This is a genomic window from Sphingobium tyrosinilyticum (assembly GCF_042654265.1).
GTDB classification, from domain to species: Bacteria; Pseudomonadota; Alphaproteobacteria; order Sphingomonadales; family Sphingomonadaceae; genus Sphingobium; species Sphingobium tyrosinilyticum.
This window is the reverse complement of sequence record NZ_JBHSFZ010000018.1, coordinates 1-26,532: the sequence shown is the minus strand read 5'-3', so window position 1 is coordinate 26,532 and position 26,532 is coordinate 1. Positions and strand designations below refer to the sequence as shown.

Sequence of the window (26,532 nt, the reverse complement as noted above, 5' to 3'; positions counted from 1 at the left end):
AATGCAGCCTGTAAGAAAAGCTACGGGAGACGCGGTGTAATTTGAAAAATGGAGAGTCAGCACCGATGTGCGGAGGCGTCGTTCAAAAATTTTAAGCAGATGCGCTTTGGGACAGATTGCGGGCGCCGCTGAGGAGAAGCGTCCCGAGATGAGCATGTCGATCCTCCGGTATCCTGCTCGTCGGGCCAGCGAGTCCGATTGCGCCAATCGGAATTCCCATGTCATCGAAGATCGGTGCGGCGAGGCTGGTTGAACCCGTCAGCACGCCGTCAACGCTCACCGCGAATGCTCCTTGGCCGCTTTTTGCGCGGAGGGCGGCACCTTCGTCGTAGGTGGCACCTGCCAACATGACATCAACCGATTTCGGATCTAGGAAGGGCAGGATTGCTGCCGCAGTAGCGCTGCCGCGCACAGGGATTATATCTCCTTCTTTCAGCGCAGCACGCAACGGATGTGGTCCCTGTGCGACGTCGATTACGACGAAGCGTCCAACATCCGGGATGGCCAGAAACACTGTTTCATTGCTCTGATCGCGTACAGCCTCCAAGGTGCTGCGGGCGCGTTGCCGCAACTCGCCAGCACTGCGCGGTAAATGCGCAATTGTGAACAAGCGGGCGCTCACTTCCCAACGCGTGGGTGGCGAAGGAAGTGACCGGATCCAGCCGGCTTCCGCCAAGGTGACTACAGCCCTCTGAATAACGCTCTTATCTTCTTCCATCAGGCGAGCCAGAGCGCTGACGCCAATGGGTTGCCGTGCAGCTATATGTTCGAACGCCGCTAGAACCCGCGCCGCACCTTCACTACGCTTCACAGCCAATCGCAGATTTCCGTTGCACCTGGTAGACGATACGGTTGCCGTGACTTGGAAGATTGATCTTGTCAAGGATGTGCCATGTCTTCAAAGGAGTGCTTTCTGGGGTTTCGCTCAACAGCGCCGCGGATCGTGTCCCAACACATGGTGTAGGTTCGCCGGCGTAGCCATGGCGATCTCCGGCTAGAGCCGGGTTGATCATGCTGCCATAGGCGGCAGCGTGACGAGGGGATCATCGCCGATTTGGGCGACGCTTTCCAGTGTCATGTAGCGGGAGCGCTGGACGGCCCATTTGATGGCATGGACCACCCCTATTGAAGGGTGCACTCTCACGGCCAGTCATCAAAGGAGGGAAGCATGTCGGTTGTCACTATCGGTCTCGACCTTGCCAAGACGGTGTTCCAAGTACATGGCGTGGATAAGGCCGGCCATACGGTTCTTCGTCGGAAGCTTTCCCGCGGCGATCTTGTTGCGTTTTTCAAGAAGCAACCCCAGCGTCTGGTGGGCATGGAAGCGTGCTCCAGCGCACATCACTGGGGGCGCCTACTTGTAGAACTGGGACATACGGTAAGGCTCATTCCGCCGCAGTACGTCAAACCTTTTGTCAAAAGAAATAAGACAGATGCCGCGGACGCGGAAGCGATCTGCGAAGCGGTGGCCAGGCCGAACATGCGCTTCGTGCCGATCAAGACCAAGCAGCAGCAGGCGATCCTCGCGTTGCACCGGGTGCGTAGCCTTCTCGTGAGACAGCGGACAGCAACGATCAACGCGTTACGAGGGTTGCTTGGAGAATATGGGATCATCGCGGGCAAAGGAGTGCGGCAGCTTGCGACGCTAAGCGAGCGCCTTGTGTCGGCCGACGAAACCGTAGTGCCCAGCGAGGCACAGCAAGCACTGCGATGTCTGTTCCAACACATTGAGGAATTAAGCGAGAAACTCAAAGATATGGAATTGCGTATCGTGGCTTGGCACAAAGCAGATCCAGTCAGCCAGCGGCTCGCGTCGGCACCAGGGGTTGGGCCGATCACCGCATCTGCAATTGTCGCTGCCGTAGGGGACGGAAAGCAATTCAAGTCCTCCCGCCATTTCGCCGCCTGGCTGGGCCTTACACCGCGGATCAAAGCGAGTGGCGGCAAGGAGAAGATTGGGCGGATTAGCAAAGGAGGTGATCGTTATCTCAGAACGCTACTCATCCATGGTGCCCGTGCCGTCGTGGGAACGACATTCCGCAAGGACGTAGCGCCTCGTCCGTGGCTCACAGCGCTGGTTGCGAGGAGGCCAACAAACGTCGCGGCGACGGCTGTTGCGCATAAAACAGCGCGTTCGCTTTGGGCAATGCTGACCAGGGAGGAACTTTACCGCCGACATTCAGCCCAGCTGATGGCGGCGTAACCAGCTCGGTCCCGCCAAGGGACTGACTTGCAAGGCGAATGACAGAGTATGGCGAACCGGTCACACCGGGGTTCGACAAAGGTCATTGAAATGATGCGAACCGTTTTGAGTTCGTCCATTTGTCCGGCCGTCGATCCGCGGAAACCATAGGGGCCTGCGGCGTGTGAAGCCGCGCGACAAGGCCGGATACACGACCGCAAGATCCGAGCTCGCCAATCTTTATCGAAAAGCCTTGCATGGTAGGGGTGTTCCATACACATCATTTTGTTCCAGCAGGATAGCCCCGACTAAGCGGGTGATGGCGTCTTCGTTGGGGAAGATGCCGACCACTTCTGTTCGCCGCTTGATTTCGCCGTTGAGGCGCTCGAGCGGATTGGTCGAGTGCAACTTCGTGCGATGCTGGGGCGGGAAGGACATGTATGCCAATACATCTTGCTCTGCATCATCCATCAGCTTGGCGAGCTTGGGCACTGCCGGTCGAAGCTGATCAGCCACCTTGCGCCACTGGATCGTGGCGGCCTCGGCGGTTTCCTGAGCGTAAGCGGTGGCGATCAGTGCGGAGACGACACGGTTCCGGCTCCGCCCGGCATGAGCGATGGCATTGCGGGCAAAATGGACGCGACAGCGCTGCCAGGTGGCATTGAAGACACGCGACACCGCCGCCTTGATACCCTCATGGGCGTCGGAGATGACGAGCTTCACACCGCGCAGGCCCCGCCGCGCCAGATTGCGCAGGAAGTCGGTCCAGAAAGTCTCGGCTTCCGATGCGCCGATCGCCATGCCCAGCACCTCGCGGCGGCCGTCGCTATTGACGCCGACCGCTATGGTGACCGCCACTGAGACGACCCGCCCCGCCTGCCGTACCTTGAGGTAAGTGGCATCGACCCAGAGATAGGGCCAGTCGCCTTCGATGGGCCGATCGAGGAACGCCTTCACCCGCTGGTCGATCTCCTGGCATAGCCGGCTGACCTGGCTCTTGGAGATGCCGCTCATGCCGAGCGCGTTACGCCCTTCGGGCGTGGCCTTCGGCTGACCAGATCGTCGACGGAGCGCGTCGAAATGCCCTGTATGTATGCCTCCTGGATTACGGCTGTCAGCGCCTTCTCCGCCAACCGGCGAGGCTCCAGGAAGCCGGGGAAATAGCTGCCGGTGCGCAGCTTGGGGATGCGCAGTTCGACCGTTCCGGCCCGCGTCTCCCAATCCCGATCGCGGTAGCCATTGCGCTGGGCCTGCCGCTCTGCGCTCTTCTCGCCATAAGCGGCGCCCGTCAGCCCACCGACCTCGAGTTTCATCAGCCGCTGCGCCGCAAAGCCGATCATCTCGCGTAGAAAATCGCTGTCGGCACTCTTTCCCAGCAGCGCCTGAACGTCCATCATCTCCTTGGTCATCGGGATCTCCATAGCTTGAGTCTCGCAACCCAAATCTATCCGAGATCTCCGATGGCCACCCGCGAAACTGACCGGCCGCTACTGCGCTTGATCGATGAGCGCGCGTCCGGTCAGCTTCGCTAACCGTCGAGCTACACCATCACCGGGGACACGACCGCGCCGCGCGATCCGATCGCTTTTCTGAACGCATGCCCCCGAGTGGCGACGCCGGCTGCTGGGCACCATCGTGAAGTCTCTCGGCCCTGGAGGTGGCGCATATCGATTTTCGATAATTTGGTTGACGACCAGTAGAATCGGTGTTATTGAAAATCGATATGAAGCATATCGGAGAACAATCAATGGTGCAGTCTTACGAAGTTGTCGCCTCGCTCGCTCTTGCCATCTTCTCGGTGGTCCTGCTCTGGACTTCCGTACTCACAATGCTACCTGGCATTGCATGAGTTTGCATGTCCCCGCTCGGCGGGATCCGCTGCTGGCCATCGTGCAATTGCTCCTAGGCGTGTCGATGGCCGCAATGCTGTTCTTCGCCGTCATCATCGCACTCAGCGTGCCGTTGGTGCTCCTGTTTCGAGAGCAGGCGCTCGAGGTCCTCGTCAAGCAAGGGGCACCGTCTGATGCGATATGGGCGGTTACTGTTGTGGTGGCGTTGGCTGCCCTTATCTGTCTCCTCATCTATTTTTTCCTACGCTATCTTCGCAGGATTGTGGCGAGCGTCGGGGAGGGTGATCCTTTCACTCCCGCCAATGCTGACCGGCTGCGCGCGATGGCATGGCTCAGTGCCTCCGTCCATCTGCTGGCAATACCGATCGCGGTGCTCCGCCACTGGGCGGTAAGTCTGTCACCTCACTTTCGCTTCGATATGCAGACTCCGTTCTCGGGCCTGTTTCTCGCACTTATCCTATTTATTCTGGCGCGCGTGTTTCGTGAGGGCGCACGGATGCGTGAGGAACTGGATGGGACGGTTTGATGTCGGTGGAGTCCGCCCCGGAAGTATCTCGTATACAGGTCAAGCTGGACGATCTGCTACACGCCCGCCGAATGACGCTGACTCAGCTTGCGGAGCGAGTCGATATTACACTGGCCAATCTCTCAATTCTCAAGACCGGCAAGGCGAAGGCAATCCGCTTTTCCACATTGGAGGCGATCTGTCGCGAACTGGATTGCCAGCCTGGCGATCTTCTGCATTTCGATCCAGACTGATCCCTGCGGTGTTTACTGATGCGCTGAGAAGAGGTGCGCGATAAGCTAGGGCGTAAACTCATAAAGTGTCTTGAGGATTGGCGCTTTGCGTGATTCACGGCTCTCTGAGACAGGGCGACCGTCAGCATCGACAAGAGCGTGGAGTTTGCTGGTGAGGCCACCCCGGGAACGTCCCATGCCACCATCGCAGCCTCCCCCTTTTTGCCCGTCGCACCATGTTGGTGGACGCGCACGCAGGTGGAATCGATCATCACCAATTCGCCATTGTATCCGGCGGAAACCGCAGCCAGCAACCGGTCCCAGACCCCGGCCTTACGCCAGCGAACGAACCGGTTGTAGCAGGTCGTGGGTGGCCCGTAGCGCTTTGGAATTTCCGACCATGTCGCACCAGACCGGAAACGCCACATGATCCCGTTGAGCACCCGGCGATCATCCACCCGAGCCACGCCGCGTGGCTTGTTGGGCAACAATGGCTCGATAATCGCCCATTCCCGATCTGTCAGTTCATACCGCCGCCGTGCCATCCAGCCCTCCTGTCTCAGAGAGCCGTGAATCACGCGAAGCGCCAATCCTCAAGACACTTTATGAGTTTACGCCCTAATATCCGACCGCCGTTGACAGCATAGTCGGCGACGCGCGTCGTGCCCCATAGCCATTCATAGGGGCTCCCGAGCTTTGCCATCGAAGCGATCGCTGTGCTCCGGTCGCTGGAATTGAATCCCATCCCCGCCCGGCGGCTGCGGTTGGCACCAGCACAACATCGGCAATGCCTGCGGACACCGCCATCGCGGCAACCCCCACGCCCGCCGAGGAGGCGGCAGCGCCGATATGGGTCATTGCCTCAAATTTGAGAGGATGGCCGATGAGGTCCGCCAATGCGGCACCGGGCAACAGATGACGAATCCCGACGCCCTCTGGGGCATCGCCGATCAGGCCGTCCACGTCGGACAGAGTAAGGCCCGCGTAGGCCAGCGCCCCCTTAGCCACCTCAAAGTAAAGATCCTGCTGCGTGCGAGAGGCTAGGTCGCCCTGCAGGGATTGATAAACATCTCCGATAACGGGATTTCTGTTGTTGAACATACAATGTTCCCCTCGTCCGAATTACGAGGCACCAGCGAGGGTCAAGCTATCATGCGAAGAGAGGTATTGGCGAGACCGGCCGGATGCCAATCAGAGGTTGGAGCGGTAACGGTGCCGACCTATGCTTCTGACCGGGCCATAAGCCTTGGCTGCGGAAGAGTAGCGTGGACGGCAAGGCCGTCCACGCCATCTGGCGATCAGAACTTGTAGCCCGCCTTGACGCCATATTGACGTGGCGCGGCAGGTGACGAGTAGTCCCGACTCCGGCATTGCCGTTATAGGTCAGGCGATAATATTTATTCGTCAGGTTGCGGCCATAAATGCCCACATAGAAGTGATCGGAGGGATCAGTCCACTGAATCTGGGCGTTGACAAGTGCATATGCTTTTTGACGATAGCGTTGCGTGTTGGCCAAAGATCCCGCCAACGAGCCATAAAGTGACGGGTTTTCGATAACAAAACTGTCAGTATAATTGACGTTCGTCGACAGATCGAGTTTTCCGCCCATTAAATCTGCGGTATACTCAGCGCCAACATTCCCGGAGAAAGTAGGCGCGCGGGGCATCTGATGGCCGCTCCAATCCTGGATCTCGGTGAAGTTGCGGTTCGGGTTTACAACCGCGCCAGTCGGCAGAGTGACGGGTGCCCCTGTGAGGTTGACCGCCGTGCCCGTAGCGTTCGAGAAATCGATATGACGGGCATGAAGATAGGCGGCGCCTGCGCGGAGGGTCAGCCTTGGCGTCGGGTTAAATGACACGTCGCCGTCGAGACCGTAGATTTCCGCCTTAGGAGCGTTGCTCACGACCCCGAACAACGTGAATTGAGTGCAAGCGGCGTTAAGGCAGAGCGGCCGGGTCAGTGAGACCTGCAAATCCTTATAATCATAGTAGAATGCTGAAAGATTGAAGCGGAAGTTGTTCTGCGCGGTTTTAAATCCCACTTTATAAGCGTCGATCAGTTCCTGCTTGACCGGAATAATGGCAGCGATCGAAACGCCTTGGTTGATCGTTCCGCTGCGGAAGCCTTTCGAATAAGAAGCGTAGACGTTGGTGCGTGGCGCCAATTCCCAGCGGATCGATGCGCGTGGCGTCGCTTTCGCAAAAGACGCGCTTCTCGTATAAGGGGCAAGAACGATCCCTTGGAGGCCCTGGAAGGTGAACGTTTTCTTTTCGTCGGTGTATCGAGCACCAGCGGTGATACTCACCGTGTCGGACAGGTCCACCGTGCCATCTACGTAAAAGGACATGGCTTCGCTCTTGAGCCGAGTGCGTAGCACAGCCGAAAGCGTCTGGCCTGCACCATAGACAGATGTGAGGTAAGGTGGGCGGACGCCCGAAACATCATGGTAGTAGCTCGCGCCCGCGACCAAGGTCACGTTGTCGATGGCGTCGATCACATAGTCCAGCGTCTGCTGAAAAGACTTCGACTGCTGACTATTGCGTGAATATTGCTGATCGACATAGCTGCCATCGACATCGAAATGCTGATTTGCCCGCCGCCGGCCGTAGCCGGTGTAGGAGGTGAGGGTGCCGATATCGGTCTTCCACTCGAGTTTCAGCGTCCCTTCATAGGTCGTTGCGTCAGGATTGATGCCGTAATTGACAGCCTTTCGATACCGCGCCGAGTTGGGAATAAGGCCCGGAATAGCGAGGGCGGGGTTCGCAAACGCGACGGGTGTAAAGAAATAGGAGTTGGGATCCGAGACAAAGCCGTAATTGAAGCCAACGGTCGCCTTCAGATTGTCCGTAAGATCAGCTTCCAGCTTGGCCCGAACGGACCGCTGCTCAAGCGACGGAGATTTGTCAGGAACCGGAGCGCCGGAAGGGATCGGCTTGATCAACTTGATATAATTGTCGCTCTTGCGTCAATAGCCAGCGAGCCCAAATCGGATGTTGTCGGTGATCGGTCCCGAGACATAGGCGCTGATCGATCAATCGTCAAAATTGCCGTAGCTCGCCTGAACCTTGCCTGTGAAGGTGTCCGACGGCGCGAGCGTATTGATGAGGATCGCGCCACCCGTCGCGTTGCGTCCGTAAAGCGTCCCTTGCGGCCCCTTCAGAACCTGAACATCAGCGATATTGGCGAGGTCTGCATTGATCGTGATGAAGTCCGGCTGGTAAAAACCATCGACGTAAAGTGCGACGTTGTTCTCGTAGCCGAAGGTGTTGAGAGTCGTCGAAACGCCGCGGACCGCAGGCTGGGTTGCTGCACCTGCCTGGTTGATCTGAACGCCAGCGGCGATCTGGCCGATATCGCGAACACTGGTGACACCGGACTTCTCGATCGACTCCGCGCCAAGGGCCACCACCGCCATGGGCACTTCTTCAAGCCGTTCGGCGCGGCGTTGCGCGGTCACGATGATGTCATTGGAGCCAATGCCCGGCTGCGCCGCGCCCGTCGACCGATCGATCGATCGTATCTGGCGAGGAACTTAAACTGTCTTGAGCTAATGCGATTGCCGGGCTTACCACCGCGATCGCCGCGGCTGTGCAAAGAAGTAGACGCGTCTGCGCTCTGGTCATATGATCCCCTTCTAGATTTCTCGGTTGCAGCTTCTGAATGAGCCGTCGCGCGTGAATACTAAAACTGACGACGTAACCAATTCAATATGATTATTTAATTGCCCGTAGCCTCGCTGAGTTTGGGACGGCTTTCCTCTGATCGGTCGTTCGCGTCTGCAGGATAAGGACCTAGAGAAATAAATAATAAGGCTGCGAGCGGGCAGAGCGGAATGGTAGCCCACAGAGCGGGTACATAGCTGCCGAAATGATCGTAAACGGCGCTTAGCACCACGGGGCCGCCTGAGCCGGCAAGGGCGATAAGCGCAGTGACCGTCCCAAACAACATGGCGAAATGGTCGAGCTTGAAATAGCGCGACGTAAGATAGGCGACCATGTCGGATTCTGCGCCGAGCGCCAGGCCCAAGAACAGGATTGCTACCGTTGCTACCGGTACGGATCCAGGCGCCTTTATCAATAGAATGGCGGTAATCACGGGCAGGCAGACGACGGCGGCTGCTACAATCCGACCGTCGATCCGGTCGAGCAGCCAACCTATTCCCACCCGCCCTAAGATGGATGTAAAGCCTATCAGCGATGCGATCGCCGCAGCATCAAGGCGAGATAGGCCGCCGGCCGTGAGAACCGGGACTGCGTTGATCACCAGTGGCGGCACAACTGCGGCAGTGAGGAACGCGCCGAGTGCAAGCTGGATGAAGCGCCGTGTCAAAAGATGGCGTTTCCAATCGCGCAATCGGGTGGCTTCCGATCGCCGCTGTTCGCGCTTGCCCAGTCGCGCCTGATCACGCGCACTCGTCAGAAAGAGGAGCAACAAAGGGACGATGAAGATGAGTAAAAATCCACCTAATCCCAGGAAGGCGGACCGCCAGCCAAAATGACTGATCAGGAAATAACAATAGAGCGGCATGACAAGAGAGTTGAGGCTGCTGCCGCACAATGTGATGCCCATTGCGACACCTCGCCCAGCGTGAAAAAAGCCCGACACGGATGACGCCCAGATGTTGGGCAACAGAAAGCAGTAGGCGCAGGCGAGCAAGAACCACGTGAATAACCAGGACCAGATGTTGGGGCCGACCACGCCCAGGCATGATACGAGCAGACCCAGCACAATCATCCCGCCAATACCCAGTCGGCGAGCGCCCAATCGGTCAATTTGCGCTCCAACGAAGGGTGCTCCCAGAAAACAAACCAATGCGGTGATGCCTGGACCGGCCATGATCTCGACCCGGCTCCAGCCGAATTCCCGCTGCAACGGCTCGACAAAGAGGCCAACTGTATAGCTTAATATGCCACCGCCCCACATGCCGGCACAGGCGGCGAGCACCACAGTCCAGTGCGCGCGCCATTCCGCCTTTGCGTCGCCCTGCAAGCGTGAAGACATTTCTCTCCCTTCAACTGTCGGTCGCGTTATAACGGGGCACAGCGAGCCAATTTTGGATGAATCAGCCCGACGAATATAAAATACCTATGATGTGTTGCAATAATACGCAATCATGTTTCCAGGGGGAACCACCCGGTATGCCCACCATCCTCTGTGCTTGTGACACTCCAGCAATCTACGTGTCGCGCACAAATTCCCTTAATCCGGAGGAGGCTCCGACTTAATTGGATAGGTCTATTGAAATATATTGACCGCGGGTGAATATGTGGCCACTCAAAGCCTGTCCGCAAGATCTGAAGAGGCGATGGAGCGAAATGATCGACCGCTCGAGTGCGAAAAACGGCGATATCGCGGGGCAGTCAGAGGGAGCGGCGCCTCTTGCGAGCAGCAGAAGAGGGGGTATCGCGACGAGCCATATTTCTCTCGTGCTCAGGACATCGAGTGATGCACGACCTTGGAATTCGCGTCGGTGACGCCACCCGGTTTTCAAAAACAGTAGGTGAAACAGATATCTACTTATTCGCAGGGATAACTGGAGATCTTTCACCAAACCATGTGAATGAACAGGCGATGCAGGCGACGTCTTTCGGCGGTCGCATTGCTCATGGCGCACTGCTGATTGGCTATATCTCGACCTGCTCGACCAAGATGGCGGAGAAGGCGGCCACGAACGGCGCAGTTGGCGTTCCACTGTCCCTTGGCTTCGACAAGATACGCTTTCTAAAGCCTGTCCGCCTGGGTGACACGGTGACGATCGACTATTCGATCGCCGCCATTGATGAAGAGCGCCGCCGCGCGCAGGCGGCTGTTACGGTTACCAACCAGTCAGGCGAGTTGGTCGCGGTTGCCGACCACATCCTCAAGTGGAGCGAATGAGGTGCTGAACGATTTCAAGCAGCCTATCCGGCACGAGATGCACTTCGGGCGTATGGTCCGCTGCCACACGAACCGGGCCCCGACGGTCCACGCTCTGCTGCGCAGCGCCGCCGAGCATGCGCCCGAGAGGGTTGCGGTTGTCGCAGGCGATTTGCGGCTGACATATGAAGAGCTGGGGGACAAGGTCGAGCGGATCGCATCAGCATGGGTGGCGCGCGACATCAGCAAGGGCGATCGGCTTGCGATCCTGATTGGCAATCGGCCCGAATTTTTGTTCACGATATTGGCGGCTGCTCGCATCGGCGTCATCGTCGTGCCCCTCAACCCTCGGCAGAAGCTGCCCGAAATCCAGTTCATGCTTCAGAAATGCGAAGCAAAGGCAATCGTCTTCGAAGCGTCCATGGCTGAGGAGGTTCCAAAAGCCGAGACTCTGCCGCTTTTGTCCAGGCGGTTCGTGGTCAGTGGCGAGACGGAGGGGGCTGAACCGTTCGATTGGCTGGCCGAAGCTCCCTTTTCGGCCTCTTTCGCCGAAGTTGCCGAACCGCATGAGGACGATCCCTTCTGCATCCTTTACACATCCGGCACCACCGGGGAGCCCAAGGGCGCGACGCTCTCTCAACTGGGTGTCGTGCATTCGGTCGCACACTACCGGCACGGCTTTGGTCTGCGCGACGGAGATGTCGCCGCTCTGGCTGTGCCTGCATCGCATGTGACGGGGCTGGTCGCCATCCTGCTGGCGGCGATCGGCGTTGCAGGCACAACGGTGATGATGACCGACTTCAAGGCGCGCGACCTTCTCGCCCTGATCGATCGGGAACGCGTGACCTACACGCTCATGGTTCCGGCAATGTACAATCTTTGTCTGCTTGCACTGGACAGCGTGGAGGCGGACCTCTCCAGTTGGCGAGTGGGTGGGTTCGGCGGGGCGCCGATGCCCGATATTTCCATCACCAGACTCGCAGAGAAGATCCCAGGTCTGGGGTTATTCAACATCTATGGGGCGACCGAAACCACGTCGCCGGCGACCATTCTGAGGGCGGACCAACTCGCAGCCCGCGCCGATTCCGTCGGCCAGCCGGTGGATTGTGCGGACATCCTGATCGTCGATGAAGACGGACATGAGGTTCCGCGGGGGCAGTGCGGCGAGGTGTTGATCGGAGGGCCGATGACGATTTCGGCCTACTGGAACAATGCAGAGGCTAACGCATCCGCTTTCATCGGCGGCTATTGGCGATCGGGTGACATCGGCTCGATGGACGAGGAGGGATATTTGCGGATCAGCGACCGTCTCAAGGATGTCATCAATCGGGGCGGTTACAAGATTTACTCTCTGGAAGTGGAGCATGTGATCGCCCGCTTGCCGGGGGTCGTGGAATGCGCGGTGGTGGGCTATCCCGATTCCGTCTTGGGCGAACGGGTTGCAGCATTCGTCTGCGGATCGCTGGCCAATGCAGAGGCCGCGGTGAAGGCGCACTGCGCGCGCAATCTTTCCGACTATAAGCTGCCGGAGTTGGTGGTGCAGCTGGACGGGCCGCTGCCACGCAATGCCAATGGCAAAGTTATGAAGGCGCAGTTGCGCGCCCTGGTCGGGCCGGGCCGTTGAGATCGCTGTGGCAGCGTAATATGCTGCCATCTGCTCGCCAAGAAGAATGGATAGGAAGATTATCGTGCAAGATCTCGCAATACTCGACCGCTTTTACGGTGCCATCTGCATGGGTGATCTGGATACGGCTGTCGCCTGTCTGACGCCGAATGCGCGCATCTGGAACAATGGCATTGGCATGGCTCTGAGTGTCGATCAGATTCGACCCGGTTGGGAGCAGATGATTGCAGCCACGAAGGAGAGGGGGGTTGCGGATATCCAGCGCTACGCGACAGCCCAGGGCTGTGTGCAGCAGCACGTCTTCTTTACCCGCGACCAGGCCGGCGCGCGGCATGGCCTGGCTTGTTGCCTGGTTGTGCGGATCAAGGAAGGGCTGATTGATCGCCTTGAGGAATATTGCGACATAAAAAGCACGTTTCCGCTGGCGGAGGGTGCGCCCGTCGAGCGACGGGGCAAGTGAGTGGCCCTGCGCGACTTATCGACTGGCACGGGATCGCCAATTAAAGCTGGGAGGGAAAATGATGACCGAGCGGGCGAATGCCATTGCCGCCAGGGTCGAGGCCTTCGTTTGTGAGGTGGTGATCCCATATGAAGGCGACTCGCGCCTTGGCCATCACGATCCTTCTGACGATCTGGTCGAGGAGCTGCGGGGCAAGGCGCGCGAGGCGGGCGTTTTGACGCCGCACATCCTGAGTGGCGGGGCGCACCTGACCCAGCTGGAAACGGCGCTTATCCTCAAGAAGAGCGGCCTGTCGATCCTGGGGCCGATAGCCTGCAACACCGCTGCCCCGGATGAGGGCAACATGTATCTTCTCGGCAAGGCGGCGAGCGCGGAGCAAAAGGCGCGCTTTCTCGATCCGCTGATCGACGGCGCCCGCTCAGCCTTTTTCATGACCGAACCGGCAGCGGAGAATGGCGCGGGTTCCGATCCGTCCCTTCTCAGCACGACCGCAGTAAAAGATGAGGACTGCTGGACCGTCAATGGGCGCAAGGCGTTCATAACGGGCTTTGAGGGCGCAAAGGTCGGTATAGTCATGGCTAAGGCAGAGGAGGGGGCAACATTGTTCCTGGTCGATCTGCCTGACCCTGCGATCAAGCTGATCAAGGTGTACGACACCATCGACAGCTCCATGCCGGGCGGCCACGCGCTGGTATCGATCGAAAATCTGCGCGTGATCTGCGGACCAAATACTGGGCGCGCCTGGAGAGGCGTACAAATATGCGCAGATACGTCTCAGTCCCGCGCGTCTCTCTCACTGCATGCGCTGGCACGGCGTCGCCACCCGCGCGCACCAGGTTGCCACCGACTATGCCTGCAAGCGGATGGCGTTCGGCAAGCTGCTGGTTGATCATGAGGGCGTGGGCTTCCAGCTTGCAGAGAATCTCATCGATCTCCAGCAGGCGGAATTGATGATCGACTGGTGCGCCGGTGTGCTCGACACCGGTGATCTTGGCACCGTCGAAAGCTCCATGACCAAAGTTGCCGTGTCCGAGGCGCTGATGAGGGTTGTCGATCGCTGCGTTCAGGTGATGGGAGCTATCGGTGTCTCGGGCGAGACAATGGTGGAGCAAGCGTTCCGCGAAATCCGGGCCTTCCGTATCTATGATGGTCCGACGGAAGTGCATAAATGGTCCCTCGCCAAGAAGATCAAGCGAGACTTTTTGAAGAATGAGGCGGGCTACTCCTGAAAACTGACGCATCATGAGCCCGCAAGCACATAGATGCGCTCGCGGGCTCATCGATCAAAACCGATCGCGTCTCAAGCCACTTGGTGCATCTGTTCGCCCGTCAGAGCGCCACCACGGCTTTCCCGGCGATTCCTCCGGTTGATAGCTTGTTCAAAGCTGTCGGCAACTCGGCGAAGGAGAAGCGTTGGCCGATCTGAGGCCTGACATGTCCTGCCGCCGCCATTTCCATGAGCGATCGTCCCTGCTCCGCCATGAGGCCCGGATCGAGGTCAAGGAAGGCGCCGAACGCCGCTCCGACAACGGAAATGTTGCGGAGCAGAAGGCGGTTCACCTTGACCTGCGGGATCTCGCCGGCAGCAAAGCCGATGACCAGGAGGCGACCTTCCGGGGCGAGCACGCGGAGCGCTTCATCGAACAGCCAGTCACCCACCGGATCAACAACGATGTCGACCCCTCGATCACCCGACAGCACCTTCACCGCCTTGGCAAAGCCTGGTTCCAGGGTCAACACATCGGCCGCTCCGGCGGCACGCGCGACAGCGATTTGCGCTTCATTAGCAACGCCGGCGATGACATGCGCGCCAAAGCCGTTGGCTATTTGGATTGCCGCTGTACCGATGCCGCCGCCTGCGCCCATGACAAGCACCCTTTCCCCAGCGCGAATATGGCCGCGTCTGGACAAAGCGAAATGGACCGTGTGATAGTTCACGACGATGGCAGCTGCGTCGGCATGATCCATCGTCTGGGAAATAGGCATAACGGCCCGCAGCGGAACTGTTGCCCGTTCTGCAAATCCGCCTTGCCAGATAAATGCGGCGACGCGGTCGCCGGTCTGCAAGCCCGATCCCGCAGGTGCCGTTAGGACATCGCCGCTGATCTCGCAGCCCGGAATGGCCGGCAGTTCAGGGCGAAACTGATACTGCCCCTTGGTCATCAAAAGGTCAGGAAAATTGATCCCGATCGCCTTTACATCGACCAGCAATTCGTCCTGTCCCGGGGTGGGTTCCGGAACATCAACGGGCACAAGGCCATCGGGTCCGACATAATCCGTCAGCTGAAATGCGCGCACTATCTTACCTTTTGCTATAGATCAACTGCTTGCCAGTGGCCGAAGGCACTGAGGTACGAAAGCCGTATTGACCGCACCGTGCCGACAGCAGGGAGTGCATCATTCCCGCGCAAAAGGGGCCAAAATTTCAAGCGAGTTGGTCCCCTTGCTGCCTGCCTTATTCTGCGGCCAAGGCAAAGGGCGGCTGTGCGGACGGCGCTATGAGTTCACCCGGGAAACGTCCCGTTACGGTGCCGTTGTCGAAGGTAGCAACGCCATTGCACAGCGTGATGCGCATCGGCGCGGCAGCGCGTGTGTAGCGATAGGTGCGCCCACCTTCGCCGTCGGGCACATCCCAGATCTTTTCCTGGGGACGGCGCTCCACCTCATCGATGTTGAAGACAGCGATGTCGGCGCGCAGCCCTTCCTTCAAGATACCGCGGTCCGCAAGGGCAAAGCATTCAGCGAGCTTGCCCGTCATGACGTGGATGCCTTCCTCAATGGATAGAAGCTTCTGGTCCCGAACGAAATGCGTCAGAAGGTAGATGTTATCCCCGGCGCCGCACAGCGTCTGTCCATGCGCGCCTCCGTCCGACGCGTTGCCGCAGCCCCGGGGATCATGGAACAATTCCATGATGACGTCATCGTCAAACTCCCAGGCGCGCTTGTGAATGACCGATCCCGAACCATTGTAGAGCAGCCAGTCGGCGAAGGCGTCAGAGGGATGGTCGAAGCCCTTTGCCTTCATGTGATCCGCCAGGGTGATCCCCGTCGGGCCATAGCCTGTCTGGCTTTCGATGAAGGTGAGGGAGGTGGGGTCCAGCAAGGTGGAATGCGAATAGAGGCCATCCCAGGACTTGCGTGCCTGATCGAGCCAGGCAGGGTCCGTCAGCATCGCTTCCTTCTTCGCGCGCTCGGGTTCGTTGGTGAAGGCCTGCCACACGGGAGCACCCTGCTGTCCGAACATCATGCCCGCGTCCATGTTGAACACGACCGTTGGCGCAACATGACTGTAGGTGGTCCAGACCTCTTGTCCTTCGCCGTTCAGGCGATCATGCACTTCCTGAAAACGGGGTTTGATTTCCTTCTGGAACTTCAGCGTGGGCATGCCCGACCACTGGATGCGTGCGCCTGCTTCCCGATTGAGTTCGCCCAGATGCGCGAGTTGCTCCGCGCCGTTAAGGTCGCGCACGGTGTCAACCATGACTTGCAGCATGGCGCCCGGATAGCGGGCGAGTACCTTCAGCAGCGCCAGCCATTCCTCGTCGTTCGCCAGTTTGGTGGGAATGGGACGGTTCTGGCGGTCGCGGTCCATGAGGTTGGAGGACATGCCGATCGCCCCCGCTTGCAAGGCATCTTCCAGCAACTCCGCCATCGCGGCGATCTCGGCGCTGTTGGCCTCGCGGTCCCAGGCATCGAGGCCCATCACGGTCAGGCGGATCGGAATATGGCCGCATAGGGCTCCGAAATTCACCGGAAACTTGACGTTCTTCGACAGCGAATCCCGATATTCGCTCCACTTCGTCCATTTCCATGGAATCTGGTCTTGCTGAGCCTTGACGGGAATGTCCTCAAAATAGTTGAAGATGTTGATCATTTCATTGCGCACCGCAGGATCCTGCGAGAGCGGCGCGCAGGAAAAGCCGCAATTGCCGTTGATCGAAGATGTGATGCCATATGACGCCATCGGCTCGACCATCGGCGACCACCATACACCGGCGTCCCAATGATTGTGCGATTCGATGAAGCCGGGGGTTACATAGCAGCCAGTGGCGTCGATCACGCGTTCGCGCCCCTCGATGGCCAGGTCCTTGCCGATCTTCGTGATGATACCATCATCCACCCGCACGTCAGCGATGAAGGCCGGCGCACCGGTGCCGTCGACGACGGTGCCGTTCTTGATCAGGAATTGGTAACGAATGCTCATTTCATTTCCTCTGCAATTTGTTCACCAGGCCACGTGCGCGACGAAGCTGATCGTCCCATGTCAGTATATCTGCTGGCCAAGGAAAGCCCCAGCTGTTCGCCGGCAAAGATGACCTCTTCGCCCGAATTGGCGGGCGCGCGGAAGTCTTCAAGATCGAGTATATCTTCCAGGTGGCCGACAAAGTCTTCCGGGGCCAGGTGCCCTTTGCCCCAACCGCGGCTCACGCCTGTGAAAACGCGTGCGATGCGGCCTCCCCCGATCGAGAAGGCCTCGCCCGTGACGGAAACCGATTCATGCGCGAGCCAGCCGACCGCCGCAGCGACCTGCTCGGGAAGGAAGTTATCGCGCAATTGGGCGAGGAAAACCGGATCGGTGATGCCCGCATTCATTTTCGTGAAGGCTACAGGCAGGATCGCGTTGACGCGGATGCCCGCCGCGCGCCCTTCGAGCGCAGCGGCTCGGGTCAACGCGAGGATGGCGGCCTTAGGCGCCGAATAAGGCGCTGTTCGTTCCTGCCCGAAAATTGAACTGGATGATGTGGTGATGACACGTCCCCGCGTCTTGGCGAGTTCGGACCAAGCATGCTTCAGGAGATCGACGGCTCCGAAGAAGGTGACTTCCATCGTCTGACGCCATTGATCAAGGGGCGTTGTCGCCACCGGTCCGGTGAGGGCGATGCCAGCATTTGCTATTACTATGTCGATCTGCCCAAAAGCATCGACCGCGGCCTTCACGATGCTGGCCGCTTCGTTGGCGGCATCGTGACAGTCTGCTACGGCCTCACCACCGGCAGCCCTAATCTCTTCGACTACTTTCTCCGGGCTGGACATTCCGGCCCGGTTGTTGACCAATACGCGGGCCCCTCGGGAAGCGAGAAAAAGAGCATAAGCGCGCCCGAGGCCTGCGCCAGCCCCCGTGATGACGGCAGCCTGCCCATCAAAACGCATTTCTGTTGTCGCCGTCACTTTCACTCACCCACGCTCAGCGCCTTGCCCGACATTCCTCCGGTCGCTTAATGATCGGCAGCGGCATCAGGCTTGATCAGTTCCTCCCAGTCCACACTTGGACGGACGGACGGCTTCAGATAATAAGCGAAGATCAGCCGGCGTTCCTGATCCTTCGTGACGTTTGCGCCTGATGTGTGCCAAACACGCCCTTCCATCGCCACCAGCGACCCCGCCTTGGCCACAAACGGGGTCATTTGCGCTTCGGCGTCCGCAGGTAATTCCTCGAAGGTGCGGATGTTATGGCTACCCGGCAGATACCGCGTGGCACCATTTTCCTCGTAAATGTCGTCAAGGCACCAGATGATGTTCAGCGCCGTGATCTCTTCCCAAGGGCCGGGCTCAACCAGCGCCTGATCCGAATGGATTTTCATCGAACGCGAACCGGGCAGGGCGATATTCGCTGTAAAAGAGGCGACAATGGCGTCCGGTCCTAGTAGGTGATGAACGATTTCTATCGCCTCGGGCCATTCGAGCAACTCACCAAAGATCGGGTCGCGGTCAGGAAGGTTTTGAACCCGAATGTTGGCGTCGGTGTAATCGATCTTCTGATCAAAAGTCGATTCGCCCTCTGCTCGCATTTTCGTAACGGCGTTATCGAGTGCCTCCTTGGCTCGCCGCAGCGTTTCAGGGGGCAGCGCGTCGGGAATAACACAAAATCCGTCCTGCCGGAGTTGCTCGGCAAGGCGCTGATCCAAAGGCATCTTCATCTCCTTACGTCGTAGCGGCAGCAAAGCGCTGATCTCGCCAGCCGCAGATGGCGCTGCCCTTCTGGCAGCGCCCACCTTGATTAATTGGACAAGCCTTGTCAATTGTTTGGGGCAGCGTTTCCCACTATAGGCAGGGAGGTGTGCTCGATTGGTCGTCACCTAGCTTCGCGCTGTGCAGCAATATCCACAGCATTGGCGGGTGTAAGCGACGTGATAATAAGGCAGGTTATGGACAGATACGGCATCGACGTGGACCGATTGGACAGTTCTTTGAGGAAGATGATTCTAGGTCTCGATGGCGAGATGCGGATGGAAAAGGTCGGTGGAGGTCAATCCAACCCGACGTTCTTCCTGACCTATGATAATCGTAATCTCGTCTTGCGTAAAAAGCCTAGTGGAGCAGTCCTTGATTCGGCCCATGCTATCGAGCGGGAATACCGGGTGCAGGCTGCGCTTGAGCAAAGCGCGTTGCCGGTCCCTCCGATGCTGATCTTGCATGAGCAGTGCGACGTATTGGACACGCCTTTCTATGTAATGGAGCGTCTGGCTGGCCGCGTTTTTTCTGATTGCTCGCTCCGAGATGTTCCGTCCGAGGAACGGCGAGCTTTGTACTTGTCGATGGCGGATACGCTCGCGGTGCTGCATGATGTCGACTGGCGCGCGATCGGTCTCAGCGATTATGGCAAGCCGAACGACTATTTCGGACGCCAACTGAGGCGATGGGATCGGCAATGGCGTGACACCACGGGATCCGCCCCAAATACCCGGTCGATGATCGAGACACTCATAGACTGGCTCCGCGCGAACATGCCTATCGATGAGGATGACACGACCATCGCTCATGGTGATTTTCGGCTGGGGAACCTGATGTTTCACCCCACCGAACCACGCGTGATAGCGGTACTCGATTGGGAGCTTTCCACATTGGGCCATCCGCTTGCCGACCTTGCGTACAGCGCTCTGCCTTGGCGCACTGCACCGTCCGAATATGGTGGAATATTGGGCCTGGACCATCAGAAGCTTGGTATTCCGAGCGAGTCAGAATATCTCGCGCGCTATGAAGCGGCCAGAGGCAAGCCCGTAAAGGTGCGCCCGTTTCACTTCGCCTTCGCGCTGTTTCGTCTCGCCGTCATCTTCGAGGGCATCGCAGCGCGCGCACGCTCGGGTAGTGCGACATCCGGCGATGCGCTGGAAGTAGGCGCACTCGGGCCAGCTTTTGCACGTCGCGCACTGGAGGCGGCAGGTCTGTAATCAATGTCCCTGCGCGACACCACAGCGGTTCAACACACGACTGATCGCAAAGCTCATGCTGCACCCGCGTTAAAAACCTAATCTTTGAAAGAGATTGATGGCTGTCGGCTTAAAATTCAATTGAGCTGCACTATTCAATCGTTAGAGTTGGAGCGGATTAGAACCGATATCACGGCGAGATTAGTTTAGGAGAGATAACGTGACGACATATAAGCTTCTGATAAACGGAGCCTTGGTAGACGGTGAGGCAGCGCTTGAAGTTCTGAATCCTGCGACCGGGCAGGTAATTGCGAGCGTTCAACGGGCTTCAAAGGCGCAAGCTGAACAGGCAATAGCGGCCGCCAAAGCAGCGCAGCCCGCGTGGGCCGCGACGTCAATAGAAGAGCGTCGTGCGAAGCTGCGCCAGTTGGCCGATGCGATTGACGCTCGGACAGATGAGATTGCGCGCACGATGACTCAGGAGCAGGGCAAGCCGCTCACCGATGCCATCGGAGAGATTGGTTATGCGTCGCTGTTCGCGCGATATTTCGCTGACATGGAAATCCCGGTCGAAACTGTGCAGGACGACGAGGCATATCATATAGAGGTCCACTACAAGCCGCTGGGAGTGGTAGCAGGCATCACGCCGTGGAACTTTCCCTTCCTCATCCCCACCTACAAGCTGGCGCCCGCGGTCCTGCTTGGTAACGCCTTCATCCTGAAGCCAGCGCCGACGACCCCGCTGGTCGCTACGATTTTGGGCGAAATAGCATCGACGATCTTCCCCGCCGGTATCGTCAGCGTGCTCGTGGACGATAACGATCTCGGCCCTCTGCTATCCTCGCATCCCGACATCGCCAAGATCAGCTTCACCGGTTCAACCGCCACCGGCAAGCGGATCTTGGAGGCTTCAGCTAACACGCTCAAGCGCCTGACCCTAGAATTGGGCGGCAACGATGCAGCAATTGTGCTCGACGATGCCGATATCGAGCGCACAGCGCGGGGCATTGCTGCGTCGGCGTTCGGCAATGCGGGGCAGGTGTGCGTTGCGGTCAAGCGTGTCTATGTTCCAGAGGCGCTGTATGACACGCTGGCCGATGCGTTGGGCCAAGAGGCGAATGCCCTGCCAGTGGGTGACGGGCTGGAGCAGGGCACGCGCATGGGCCCGATGCAGAACCAAGCGCAATATGCGAAGGCGAAGCATTATCTGGAGATCGCTCATCGCGACGGGAAGGTCATTGCGGGTGGAGAGGTGCATCCGGGTGAAGGCCTGTTCGTGCAGCCGACGATCGTTCGTGACATAGAAGACGGATCACCGCTGGTAGAGGAGGAGCAGTTCGCACCAATTTTGCCACTGATCCGCTATGGGGACAATGATTTGGACAGCGTCATCGCTAGGGTAAATTCGTCTGAATATGGTTTGGGCGGGTCGATCTGGTCGACCGACATCGACCGTGCGGCGAAAGTCGCACAGCGCGTTGATAGTGGGACCGTGTGGATCAACCATGCATCTCACTTCGGGCCGCACATTCCCTTCGGAGGCGCCAAACAGTCCGGGATCGGCAGCGAGTTTACCGAGAACGGCCTTCTGGAATTTGCTCAACGCATTGTCATCAGCGTCGCGCACTGAGGAAATCTAACTCCGATTGTGAAGGAGCGTGCCTCACTGGAGGTGAGGAACGCTCTTTTCATCAGCGAGGTACTCGTAGTCATTTCCACTTGTACGCAACGGCCGCATCTGAGGTAGACGAAGTGAGCGGTCAAACGGCCGGGAATGAGGCGACAGGGCACGCTTTAGTGGCGGCGTGGACGGGCAGCTCGGCGGCACCGTATCTCATAGGTGCGGCATCATCACGAAAGTGCAGTTGTTCCTGCATGCTTAGCGGGACCTAAGCAACTTCCGATGGGGGAAGGGAGACGCCGGTTCGCAGGGGAGGGGGGAGCGTCCACTCACGTTATTCATTTGGTTGCTGGCCGCAGCGTAGCTAAACATGAAGTGCAGCGGTCTTGCCTGCTAAGCCGCCATCTATTCTGAAATCGCAGCCGGTGATGAATGATGCCGCATCGCTCGCCAGAAACTCAGCTAATCGGGCTATTTCCATCGGTCGCCCCGGCCGGCGCAGCGGGGCAGCTTCGATCATCGATCCGGCAGCAGGTGTAACAGCGATCTCCTTGCGGCCCATTGGTGACAGAATCATGCCGGGCGAAATCGACAGGATACGAGCGCCATATTGGCCCCAATGTTCCACGCGGCGTTCACAGATACGCATTACTTCTCGCTTCGCCATACAATATACCGTGCCGCTTAATCCGCTATTGCTCTGTCGCGCATGGGTGATGCCCTCAGCATGCGGTGCGATACGATCATTAAAATCCACATCCAGTGGATCTTTCAAGATGGCGTCGGCATCGTCATCACCTTTGTAGAAATGCCCCGCGATAGAGGCGATGAGAATGGCGACACTGTCGGGCCGCAGTTGCAACTCGACCATCCTCAGCAGCTTTTCCACTGCGACCAGATTGACTTTGAGCAATGTCGGCCATTCCGCCATTGAGGCGGACATTCCCGCTGCGTTCACCAGCGTAAAGGGACGGTCCTCCCGCAACTTCGTGACTAGATGGGTGAGAACTGTATCGTCCAGCAAGTCTCCAGCAACGGCGCAGCCTATGACATGACCTTCGGCAGAAAGCTCATCCACAACTTCTTGAAGACCTTGCCCATCTTTGTCGGTGAGCAGAAGGTCATGCGTGGTCCCCAGCAGGCGAGCACAAGCCCGACCCATTCCTCCTGCAGCGCCGGTAATCAACGCGGTGCGATGGTTCATATGGTCGCTTCTCTCCGGTCATAGGCGTTACTTTGTTTGCCGCGTCCGTTAACGGTCTATTCGGATGCAAGCGGTCTGCCATCTCAGGCAATTCTTACTATGCCTCGCCCCGCATTTGGCGAACTTTCGCCGGAATGTTCGGAAGTCCCGTCCAAGCCGTAACTCCGCCATCCGCGACGATGATCGAACCAGTGATATAGGAGGCCTCGTCGGATGCCAGGAAAGCGACGACATTCGACATTTCCTCAGAACGTCCCAGTCGCCCCAGCGGAATGGCGTCTAGCCAGGCTTGGCGATCTGCGTCCGTGCCATGGCTGCCGACTTGTACTACGGTATCCCCAATCGCGCCGGGGCAAAGGGCATTGACGCGGATGTTATGGCGCGCTCCGTCAAGAGCTACTGAGCGTGTATAATTATTCAGAGCCGCTTTGGTAGCATTATAAGCACCCATTCCGAAATCTGCGACGAGACCGCCGATCGAAGAAATGTTGACTATGGCGCCGCCGCGTTCCCGCATACAGGGCATGGCGGCCTTGCAACCGTAAAAGACGGAGGACAGGTTGAACGCGAGCAATCTTTCCCATTCCGTAACCGGTAAGTCGGCGGGTTCACCCATCGTCCCCACACCAACATTGTTGACTAGAACGTCAAGTCTGCCCAACCGCGCTACCGTGGAGGAAACAAGCGCCTCTACCTCTGAAAGATTACTGACATCGGTGCGATGGAAAGAGATGTTGGGGTCGTCTGAATCAAGTGGGTTGCGTCCTGCCACAACGACCAAGGCACCTTCAGCTGCCAAACGACGCACCACAGCTGCGCCGATACCGGCCGACCCGCCTGTGACGATAGCCACCTTTTGTTCAAAACGCCTGGTCAACTTCCTCTCCTTGGTTGGATCAATGCCCGCCGCGTCACAAAAGCCGGGACCGTATATCTAAGCCAGTTCCTTGCTATGCCGATCCCGCTCAAGCCGCAAGTGTAATTGGATATCATTATTCAATTATCGTCTGACCGGACCAAGGGCGCCGGAGCCAGGCGTCCCGTAGTGAGGCCCAAAAAATGGACGAGGCCGCTAAGCCCCGTCCACCTCCCCCATTATCGAAATCACGTCAGCGCGAGCCGAAGGCGACCCGCAAGTTGATGCCGAACTCACGCGGGCTGGTATAGCGAGAGCTGACATAGGCGCTCGTCGCTGATCCGCCGATCGGCGATGTGAAAGTAGGCGGCTGCAATGCCTGAATGCTGGTGAAAATTGCCTGATCGCCACGCTGAAGAACCCGTCCCGTGTTCGTGATATTCTTGGCGAATAGCGACAGTTCCCAACCATTGTCGGGTGCTCGAACGCCGAGGAAGAGATTGAGGATCCCGTAGGCTTTGACCGTATCGTAGGGGTTCGTTGGCGAACCTGAATTATGGCCATAATAGGAAAGCAAGCCACGGACGAACCCGTCAGCCCTGTCGGACAGGGGCAGATTATACTCCGGCTGAACTGTAAAGGTCAGGTTCGGTTCGGTTGATAGTCGCCGACTCACCGAACACGCCGCCACAGCATCACCGTTTGACGCAGCCTTGATCTGCGCAATTGTCGGCGTTCCTCCGTCCGGCACGCCGTCGCCGTTTAGGTCGTTGCAGGCGACCACCCCATTTTTGATCCTGCCCTTGGAGTATGCAAGACCGGCATTGATGGAGAGTCGTTTTGAGGGTTGGAAGGTAGCGTCGAGTTCCAGGCCCTTGATCGTTGCGGGAACATTTGCCTGGAAGTTGAATTGAGCGGGCACCTCCGTTCCGGTCGAACTGATGTTGACATAAGTGACCGGCGGGCCGCGATAGATGAAGCCATCGAACTTTTGATAGAATGCGGCCAGGTTCAGCCGGAGCTTGCGGTCAAACAGGTCGGACTTGATGCCGACTTCGTAGGATTTCGACTTTTCCGGCTCCAGCGCGGTGAACCGGGTTAGATTAGGCGTCGGCGAACGGAAGACGCCGATCGTGTAAGGCCCGCTGCGCCAGGAACTGCCGGTATTGGCATAGGCAAGCAATGAGTCGCTGAAACGGTGAGAAACTGAGAAGTTATACACGACTGGCTTATGCTTCGTGTCGAGATCGAGCAACGTCCCGCCGTTAATCGTTAGCGAAACATTGTTCTTGAAATTTATGTAACGGAGGCCCCCGGAAATTTCAGTATTATCGGCCACATGTGCGGTGAGATTGCCGAAGAAAGACGTTTCATCTTGGTGGCCATTGGTGCCGATGTTCGCGTTTGCAACCGCGACAAGTATCGGCCCGGGAGCAGCGCCCAGGAAACTGCCGTCGATCGTGATCGCGTTCGGGCTCACCAGATTGTTCGGCCCGGCAAAATAGGAGTGGAATACACCTACCGTGTAGTCAAGCATTCCGAACAGACGGTCATCCGATGACAGTCGACCTTCAGCGGTCCAGGTCTTGAAATCGGTGTTGAGCGTGCGAACCAGATCTTCGCCTGGGAAAGCATTGGCGAAGTCTTGAGGTTCGAGAGACGCGTATTTCCACCAAAGCCGCGCGCCGACAAATGACAGGCGCTGGCCGGCGAACCGGGCTTCTACATTAGCGGTCAATGTCCGTTGCGTTTCACTAACCTTGTTGGGCTCCTCGCTGATACCCATACGATCACTGCCGTGAATGATCTGGCTGGTTCCAGGGGAAATCGTCGGTTGCGACAGCGAAATGGATTCGACTTGAGTAAAATATACCAGATCGCGGGACACAACTTGATACATCACATTGGCGCTAATCGCGTCGGAGGGTTCCACGCGGAGGCTGATACGTCCGCCTTCGGTTTCCGAGCTGGGCTTGACGTTGCTGTTGATGCTTCTGGCGAAATCAAAGTCATTTTTATCGGTGATGCCCGATAAGCGGAGGCCCACCTTGTCATTGATCAGTGGAATATTGATTGCGCCGTTGATATTTAGCGCATCCTTGTTCGTCGCCGTGACGTTCAGATATCCACCGACCTCACTCAGATCCGGGCGGCGCGTCTGTACGGTGATCGACCCCGATGGCGAGGCGCGGCCGCGTAGCGTGCCTTGCGGCCCACGCAATACTTCCACCTGTCCCACGTCGAAAAGCGACTTGAAGACGAAGGTGGGAAACATAAGCGCATCGTTGGTGTAGAATTCCACGGTCGGTGATGCACTGCCGAGCGATTCAAACGTCGCGCCGCGTAGCGTGAGGCTGGACGAGACGCCGTTGTTGGCCGCAGTGAGCGTGAGGCCCGGCACCACGGTCTGAATGTCCTCGAAACGCTGAAGATTAAGCTTCTCGATGCTTTCTGCACCCACCGCATTCACGACCTGCGGCACGTCTTGCATGCTTTCATCGCGGCGGCGAGCGGTCACGATTATATCCATCGGGGAAGCCGCAGCGCTGCTTTCTTGGGAAGTCTGCGCCCACGCTGGGGCGGCTAAAGCCGCGCTGCTTGCGCCGGCGAGACCCAATATGGCCGTCGAAAACTTCATAAAGAACTCCTCCCCCATCGTCATGCCACGATGCGTTTCATGGTCTCGTGTTAAGAAGGCTCCCCGCCCGTCGTCAATGCTATTCGAACGGAGTATTGAAATAATATCAAGCGCAACTTTTTAATGAAAATGGACATTGTGACTGCTGGCCACAGCAGGCAACGGAGACCATGAGAAGCGGCGACAAGCTGAACTGCGCAGAAACCGCAGATCCCCTCGACAGTCGGCGCAGTGATGAGCACTGTCGCCTCAAATTGCTTAGAGCCGGATTCGGAAGTTTCTCAATTCTGACAAAGCCTTGCGGTTCTGCGCCTGAGCATGCGGATTGAAGCGATGAGGGTCCAAGCGGTGTGGA

20 protein-coding genes and 3 pseudogenes are annotated in these 26,532 nt (G+C 58.1%); 9 read left to right on the top strand and 14 right to left on the bottom strand.

The window, feature by feature from the left end; all coding sequences use genetic code 11:
* Positions 1-91: 91 nt before the first annotated feature.
* Positions 92-718, bottom strand: coding sequence for an IclR family transcriptional regulator (locus ACFO3E_RS10060; protein WP_380804336.1), 627 nt, complete (start codon positions 716-718; stop codon positions 92-94).
* 450 nt (positions 719-1,168) lie between these two features.
* Between ACFO3E_RS10060 and ACFO3E_RS10055 the strand changes: the two genes are divergently transcribed.
* Positions 1,169-2,203: an IS110 family RNA-guided transposase gene (locus ACFO3E_RS10055; RefSeq protein WP_380804333.1), complete on the top strand. Its 1,035-nt coding sequence runs from the start codon at positions 1,169-1,171 to the stop codon at positions 2,201-2,203.
* A 258-nt stretch (positions 2,204-2,461) separates the two neighbouring features.
* Here ACFO3E_RS10055 and ACFO3E_RS10050 read toward each other — a convergent pair.
* Positions 2,462-3,591 (bottom strand): annotated as a pseudogene (locus tag ACFO3E_RS10050) (IS256 family transposase); the annotation flags it as partial.
* Positions 3,592-4,027: 436 nt separating this feature from the next.
* Here ACFO3E_RS10050 and ACFO3E_RS10045 point away from each other — a divergent pair.
* Both ACFO3E_RS10045 and ACFO3E_RS10040 read left to right on the top strand, forming a co-directional pair.
* Positions 4,028-4,558, top strand: coding sequence for a DUF2975 domain-containing protein (locus ACFO3E_RS10045; RefSeq protein WP_380804330.1), 531 nt, complete (start codon positions 4,028-4,030; stop codon positions 4,556-4,558).
* Positions 4,558-4,791, top strand: a complete 234-nt coding sequence (locus ACFO3E_RS10040) for a helix-turn-helix domain-containing protein (RefSeq protein WP_380804328.1) — start codon at positions 4,558-4,560, stop codon at positions 4,789-4,791. The genes ACFO3E_RS10045 and ACFO3E_RS10040 overlap by 1 nt, the downstream gene beginning before the upstream one ends.
* Before the next feature lie 105 nt (positions 4,792-4,896).
* Here ACFO3E_RS10040 and ACFO3E_RS10035 read toward each other — a convergent pair.
* From ACFO3E_RS10035 to ACFO3E_RS10015, 5 genes and pseudogenes are all read right to left on the bottom strand, one after another.
* Positions 4,897-5,315 (bottom strand): annotated as a pseudogene (locus ACFO3E_RS10035) (IS5 family transposase); the annotation flags it as partial.
* A 73-nt stretch (positions 5,316-5,388) separates the two neighbouring features.
* Entirely contained in the window at positions 5,389-5,871 is a 483-nt protein-coding gene (locus ACFO3E_RS10030; RefSeq protein ID WP_380804326.1) for a beta-ketoacyl-[acyl-carrier-protein] synthase family protein, read from the bottom strand.
* Between the two features lie 49 nt (positions 5,872-5,920).
* Entirely contained in the window at positions 5,921-7,711 is a 1,791-nt protein-coding gene (locus ACFO3E_RS10025) for a TonB-dependent receptor (RefSeq protein ID WP_380804324.1), read from the bottom strand.
* Positions 7,712-7,801: 90 nt separating this feature from the next.
* Positions 7,802-8,227, bottom strand: coding sequence for a TonB-dependent receptor plug domain-containing protein (locus ACFO3E_RS10020; RefSeq protein WP_380804321.1), 426 nt, complete (start codon positions 8,225-8,227; stop codon positions 7,802-7,804).
* Positions 8,228-8,487: 260 nt separating this feature from the next.
* Complete coding sequence (locus ACFO3E_RS10015; protein WP_380804319.1) at positions 8,488-9,717, bottom strand: MFS transporter; 1,230 nt, start codon at positions 9,715-9,717, stop codon at positions 8,488-8,490.
* Between the two features lie 498 nt (positions 9,718-10,215).
* On the opposite strand from ACFO3E_RS10015, the gene ACFO3E_RS10010 reads away from it, so the two are divergent.
* The 4 genes and pseudogenes from ACFO3E_RS10010 (at position 10,216) to ACFO3E_RS09995 (ending at position 13,939) form a co-directional block, all read left to right on the top strand.
* Positions 10,216-10,647, top strand: a complete 432-nt coding sequence (locus ACFO3E_RS10010) for a MaoC family dehydratase (RefSeq protein WP_380804371.1) — start codon at positions 10,216-10,218, stop codon at positions 10,645-10,647.
* A gap of 1 nt (position 10,648) precedes the next feature.
* Positions 10,649-12,250, top strand: a complete 1,602-nt coding sequence (locus ACFO3E_RS10005; protein ID WP_380804317.1) for a class I adenylate-forming enzyme family protein — start codon at positions 10,649-10,651, stop codon at positions 12,248-12,250.
* Between the two features lie 64 nt (positions 12,251-12,314).
* Positions 12,315-12,710, top strand: a complete 396-nt coding sequence (locus tag ACFO3E_RS10000) for a nuclear transport factor 2 family protein (protein WP_380804314.1) — start codon at positions 12,315-12,317, stop codon at positions 12,708-12,710.
* Between the two features lie 61 nt (positions 12,711-12,771).
* Positions 12,772-13,939: pseudogene (locus ACFO3E_RS09995) on the top strand (acyl-CoA dehydrogenase family protein).
* A gap of 100 nt (positions 13,940-14,039) precedes the next feature.
* Here ACFO3E_RS09995 and ACFO3E_RS09990 read toward each other — a convergent pair.
* The 4 genes from ACFO3E_RS09990 to ACFO3E_RS09975 form a co-directional block, all read right to left on the bottom strand.
* Complete coding sequence (locus ACFO3E_RS09990; protein ID WP_380804311.1) at positions 14,040-15,008, bottom strand: NADPH:quinone oxidoreductase family protein; 969 nt, start codon at positions 15,006-15,008, stop codon at positions 14,040-14,042.
* A 157-nt stretch (positions 15,009-15,165) separates the two neighbouring features.
* Positions 15,166-16,914: an N-acyl-D-amino-acid deacylase family protein gene (locus ACFO3E_RS09985; RefSeq protein WP_380804308.1), complete on the bottom strand. Its 1,749-nt coding sequence runs from the start codon at positions 16,912-16,914 to the stop codon at positions 15,166-15,168.
* The gene (locus ACFO3E_RS09980) at positions 16,911-17,861 is read right to left on the bottom strand and encodes an SDR family NAD(P)-dependent oxidoreductase (RefSeq protein ID WP_380804369.1); all 951 of its coding nucleotides are present in this window, start codon (positions 17,859-17,861) and stop codon (positions 16,911-16,913) included. Before ACFO3E_RS09980 ends, ACFO3E_RS09985 begins: the two co-directional genes overlap by 4 nt.
* Positions 17,862-17,926: 65 nt before the next feature.
* Positions 17,927-18,622 carry a phytanoyl-CoA dioxygenase family protein gene (locus ACFO3E_RS09975; RefSeq protein WP_380804307.1) on the bottom strand — a complete coding sequence of 232 codons (696 nt, stop codon included), beginning with the start codon at positions 18,620-18,622 and terminating at the stop codon, positions 17,927-17,929.
* Positions 18,623-18,712: 90 nt separating this feature from the next.
* Here ACFO3E_RS09975 and ACFO3E_RS09970 point away from each other — a divergent pair, with 90 nt between their 5' ends.
* The gene (locus ACFO3E_RS09970; protein WP_380804305.1) at positions 18,713-19,879 is read left to right on the top strand and encodes a phosphotransferase family protein; all 1,167 of its coding nucleotides are present in this window, start codon (positions 18,713-18,715) and stop codon (positions 19,877-19,879) included.
* Between the two features lie 199 nt (positions 19,880-20,078).
* Entirely contained in the window at positions 20,079-21,488 is a 1,410-nt protein-coding gene (locus tag ACFO3E_RS09965) for an aldehyde dehydrogenase family protein (RefSeq protein ID WP_380804302.1), read from the top strand.
* Positions 21,489-21,843: 355 nt separating this feature from the next.
* Here ACFO3E_RS09965 and ACFO3E_RS09960 read toward each other — a convergent pair whose 3' ends face one another.
* The 3 genes from ACFO3E_RS09960 to ACFO3E_RS09950 all read right to left on the bottom strand — a co-directional run bounded on the left by ACFO3E_RS09960 (position 21,844) and on the right by ACFO3E_RS09950 (position 26,177).
* Positions 21,844-22,683 carry an SDR family oxidoreductase gene (locus ACFO3E_RS09960; RefSeq protein WP_380804300.1) on the bottom strand — a complete coding sequence of 280 codons (840 nt, stop codon included), beginning with the start codon at positions 22,681-22,683 and terminating at the stop codon, positions 21,844-21,846.
* Positions 22,684-22,780: 97 nt separating this feature from the next.
* Positions 22,781-23,560, bottom strand: a complete 780-nt coding sequence (locus ACFO3E_RS09955) for an SDR family NAD(P)-dependent oxidoreductase (protein WP_380804297.1) — start codon at positions 23,558-23,560, stop codon at positions 22,781-22,783.
* Positions 23,561-23,792: 232 nt separating this feature from the next.
* Positions 23,793-26,177 carry a TonB-dependent receptor gene (locus tag ACFO3E_RS09950; RefSeq protein ID WP_380804294.1) on the bottom strand — a complete coding sequence of 795 codons (2,385 nt, stop codon included), beginning with the start codon at positions 26,175-26,177 and terminating at the stop codon, positions 23,793-23,795.
* Positions 26,178-26,532: the final 355 nt, after the last annotated feature.

Coding starts and splice junctions, on each gene's coding strand:
- ACFO3E_RS09980 (WP_380804369.1), bottom strand. CDS start 17,861: ATGCGTTTTGATGGGCAGGCTGCCGTCATCACGGGGGCTGGCGCAGGC.
- ACFO3E_RS10040 (WP_380804328.1), top strand. CDS start 4,558: ATGTCGGTGGAGTCCGCCCCGGAAGTATCTCGTATACAGGTCAAGCTG.
- ACFO3E_RS09950 (WP_380804294.1), bottom strand. CDS start 26,177: ATGAAGTTTTCGACGGCCATATTGGGTCTCGCCGGCGCAAGCAGCGCG.
- ACFO3E_RS10030 (WP_380804326.1), bottom strand. CDS start 5,871: ATGTTCAACAACAGAAATCCCGTTATCGGAGATGTTTATCAATCCCTG.
- ACFO3E_RS10060 (WP_380804336.1), bottom strand. CDS start 718: ATGGAAGAAGATAAGAGCGTTATTCAGAGGGCTGTAGTCACCTTGGCG.
- ACFO3E_RS09960 (WP_380804300.1), bottom strand. CDS start 22,683: ATGAACCATCGCACCGCGTTGATTACCGGCGCTGCAGGAGGAATGGGT.
- ACFO3E_RS10045 (WP_380804330.1), top strand. CDS start 4,028: ATGAGTTTGCATGTCCCCGCTCGGCGGGATCCGCTGCTGGCCATCGTG.
- ACFO3E_RS09975 (WP_380804307.1), bottom strand. CDS start 18,622: ATGCCTTTGGATCAGCGCCTTGCCGAGCAACTCCGGCAGGACGGATTT.
- ACFO3E_RS09985 (WP_380804308.1), bottom strand. CDS start 16,914: ATGAGCATTCGTTACCAATTCCTGATCAAGAACGGCACCGTCGTCGAC.
- ACFO3E_RS10055 (WP_380804333.1), top strand. CDS start 1,169: ATGTCGGTTGTCACTATCGGTCTCGACCTTGCCAAGACGGTGTTCCAA.
- ACFO3E_RS10010 (WP_380804371.1), top strand. CDS start 10,216: ATGCACGACCTTGGAATTCGCGTCGGTGACGCCACCCGGTTTTCAAAA.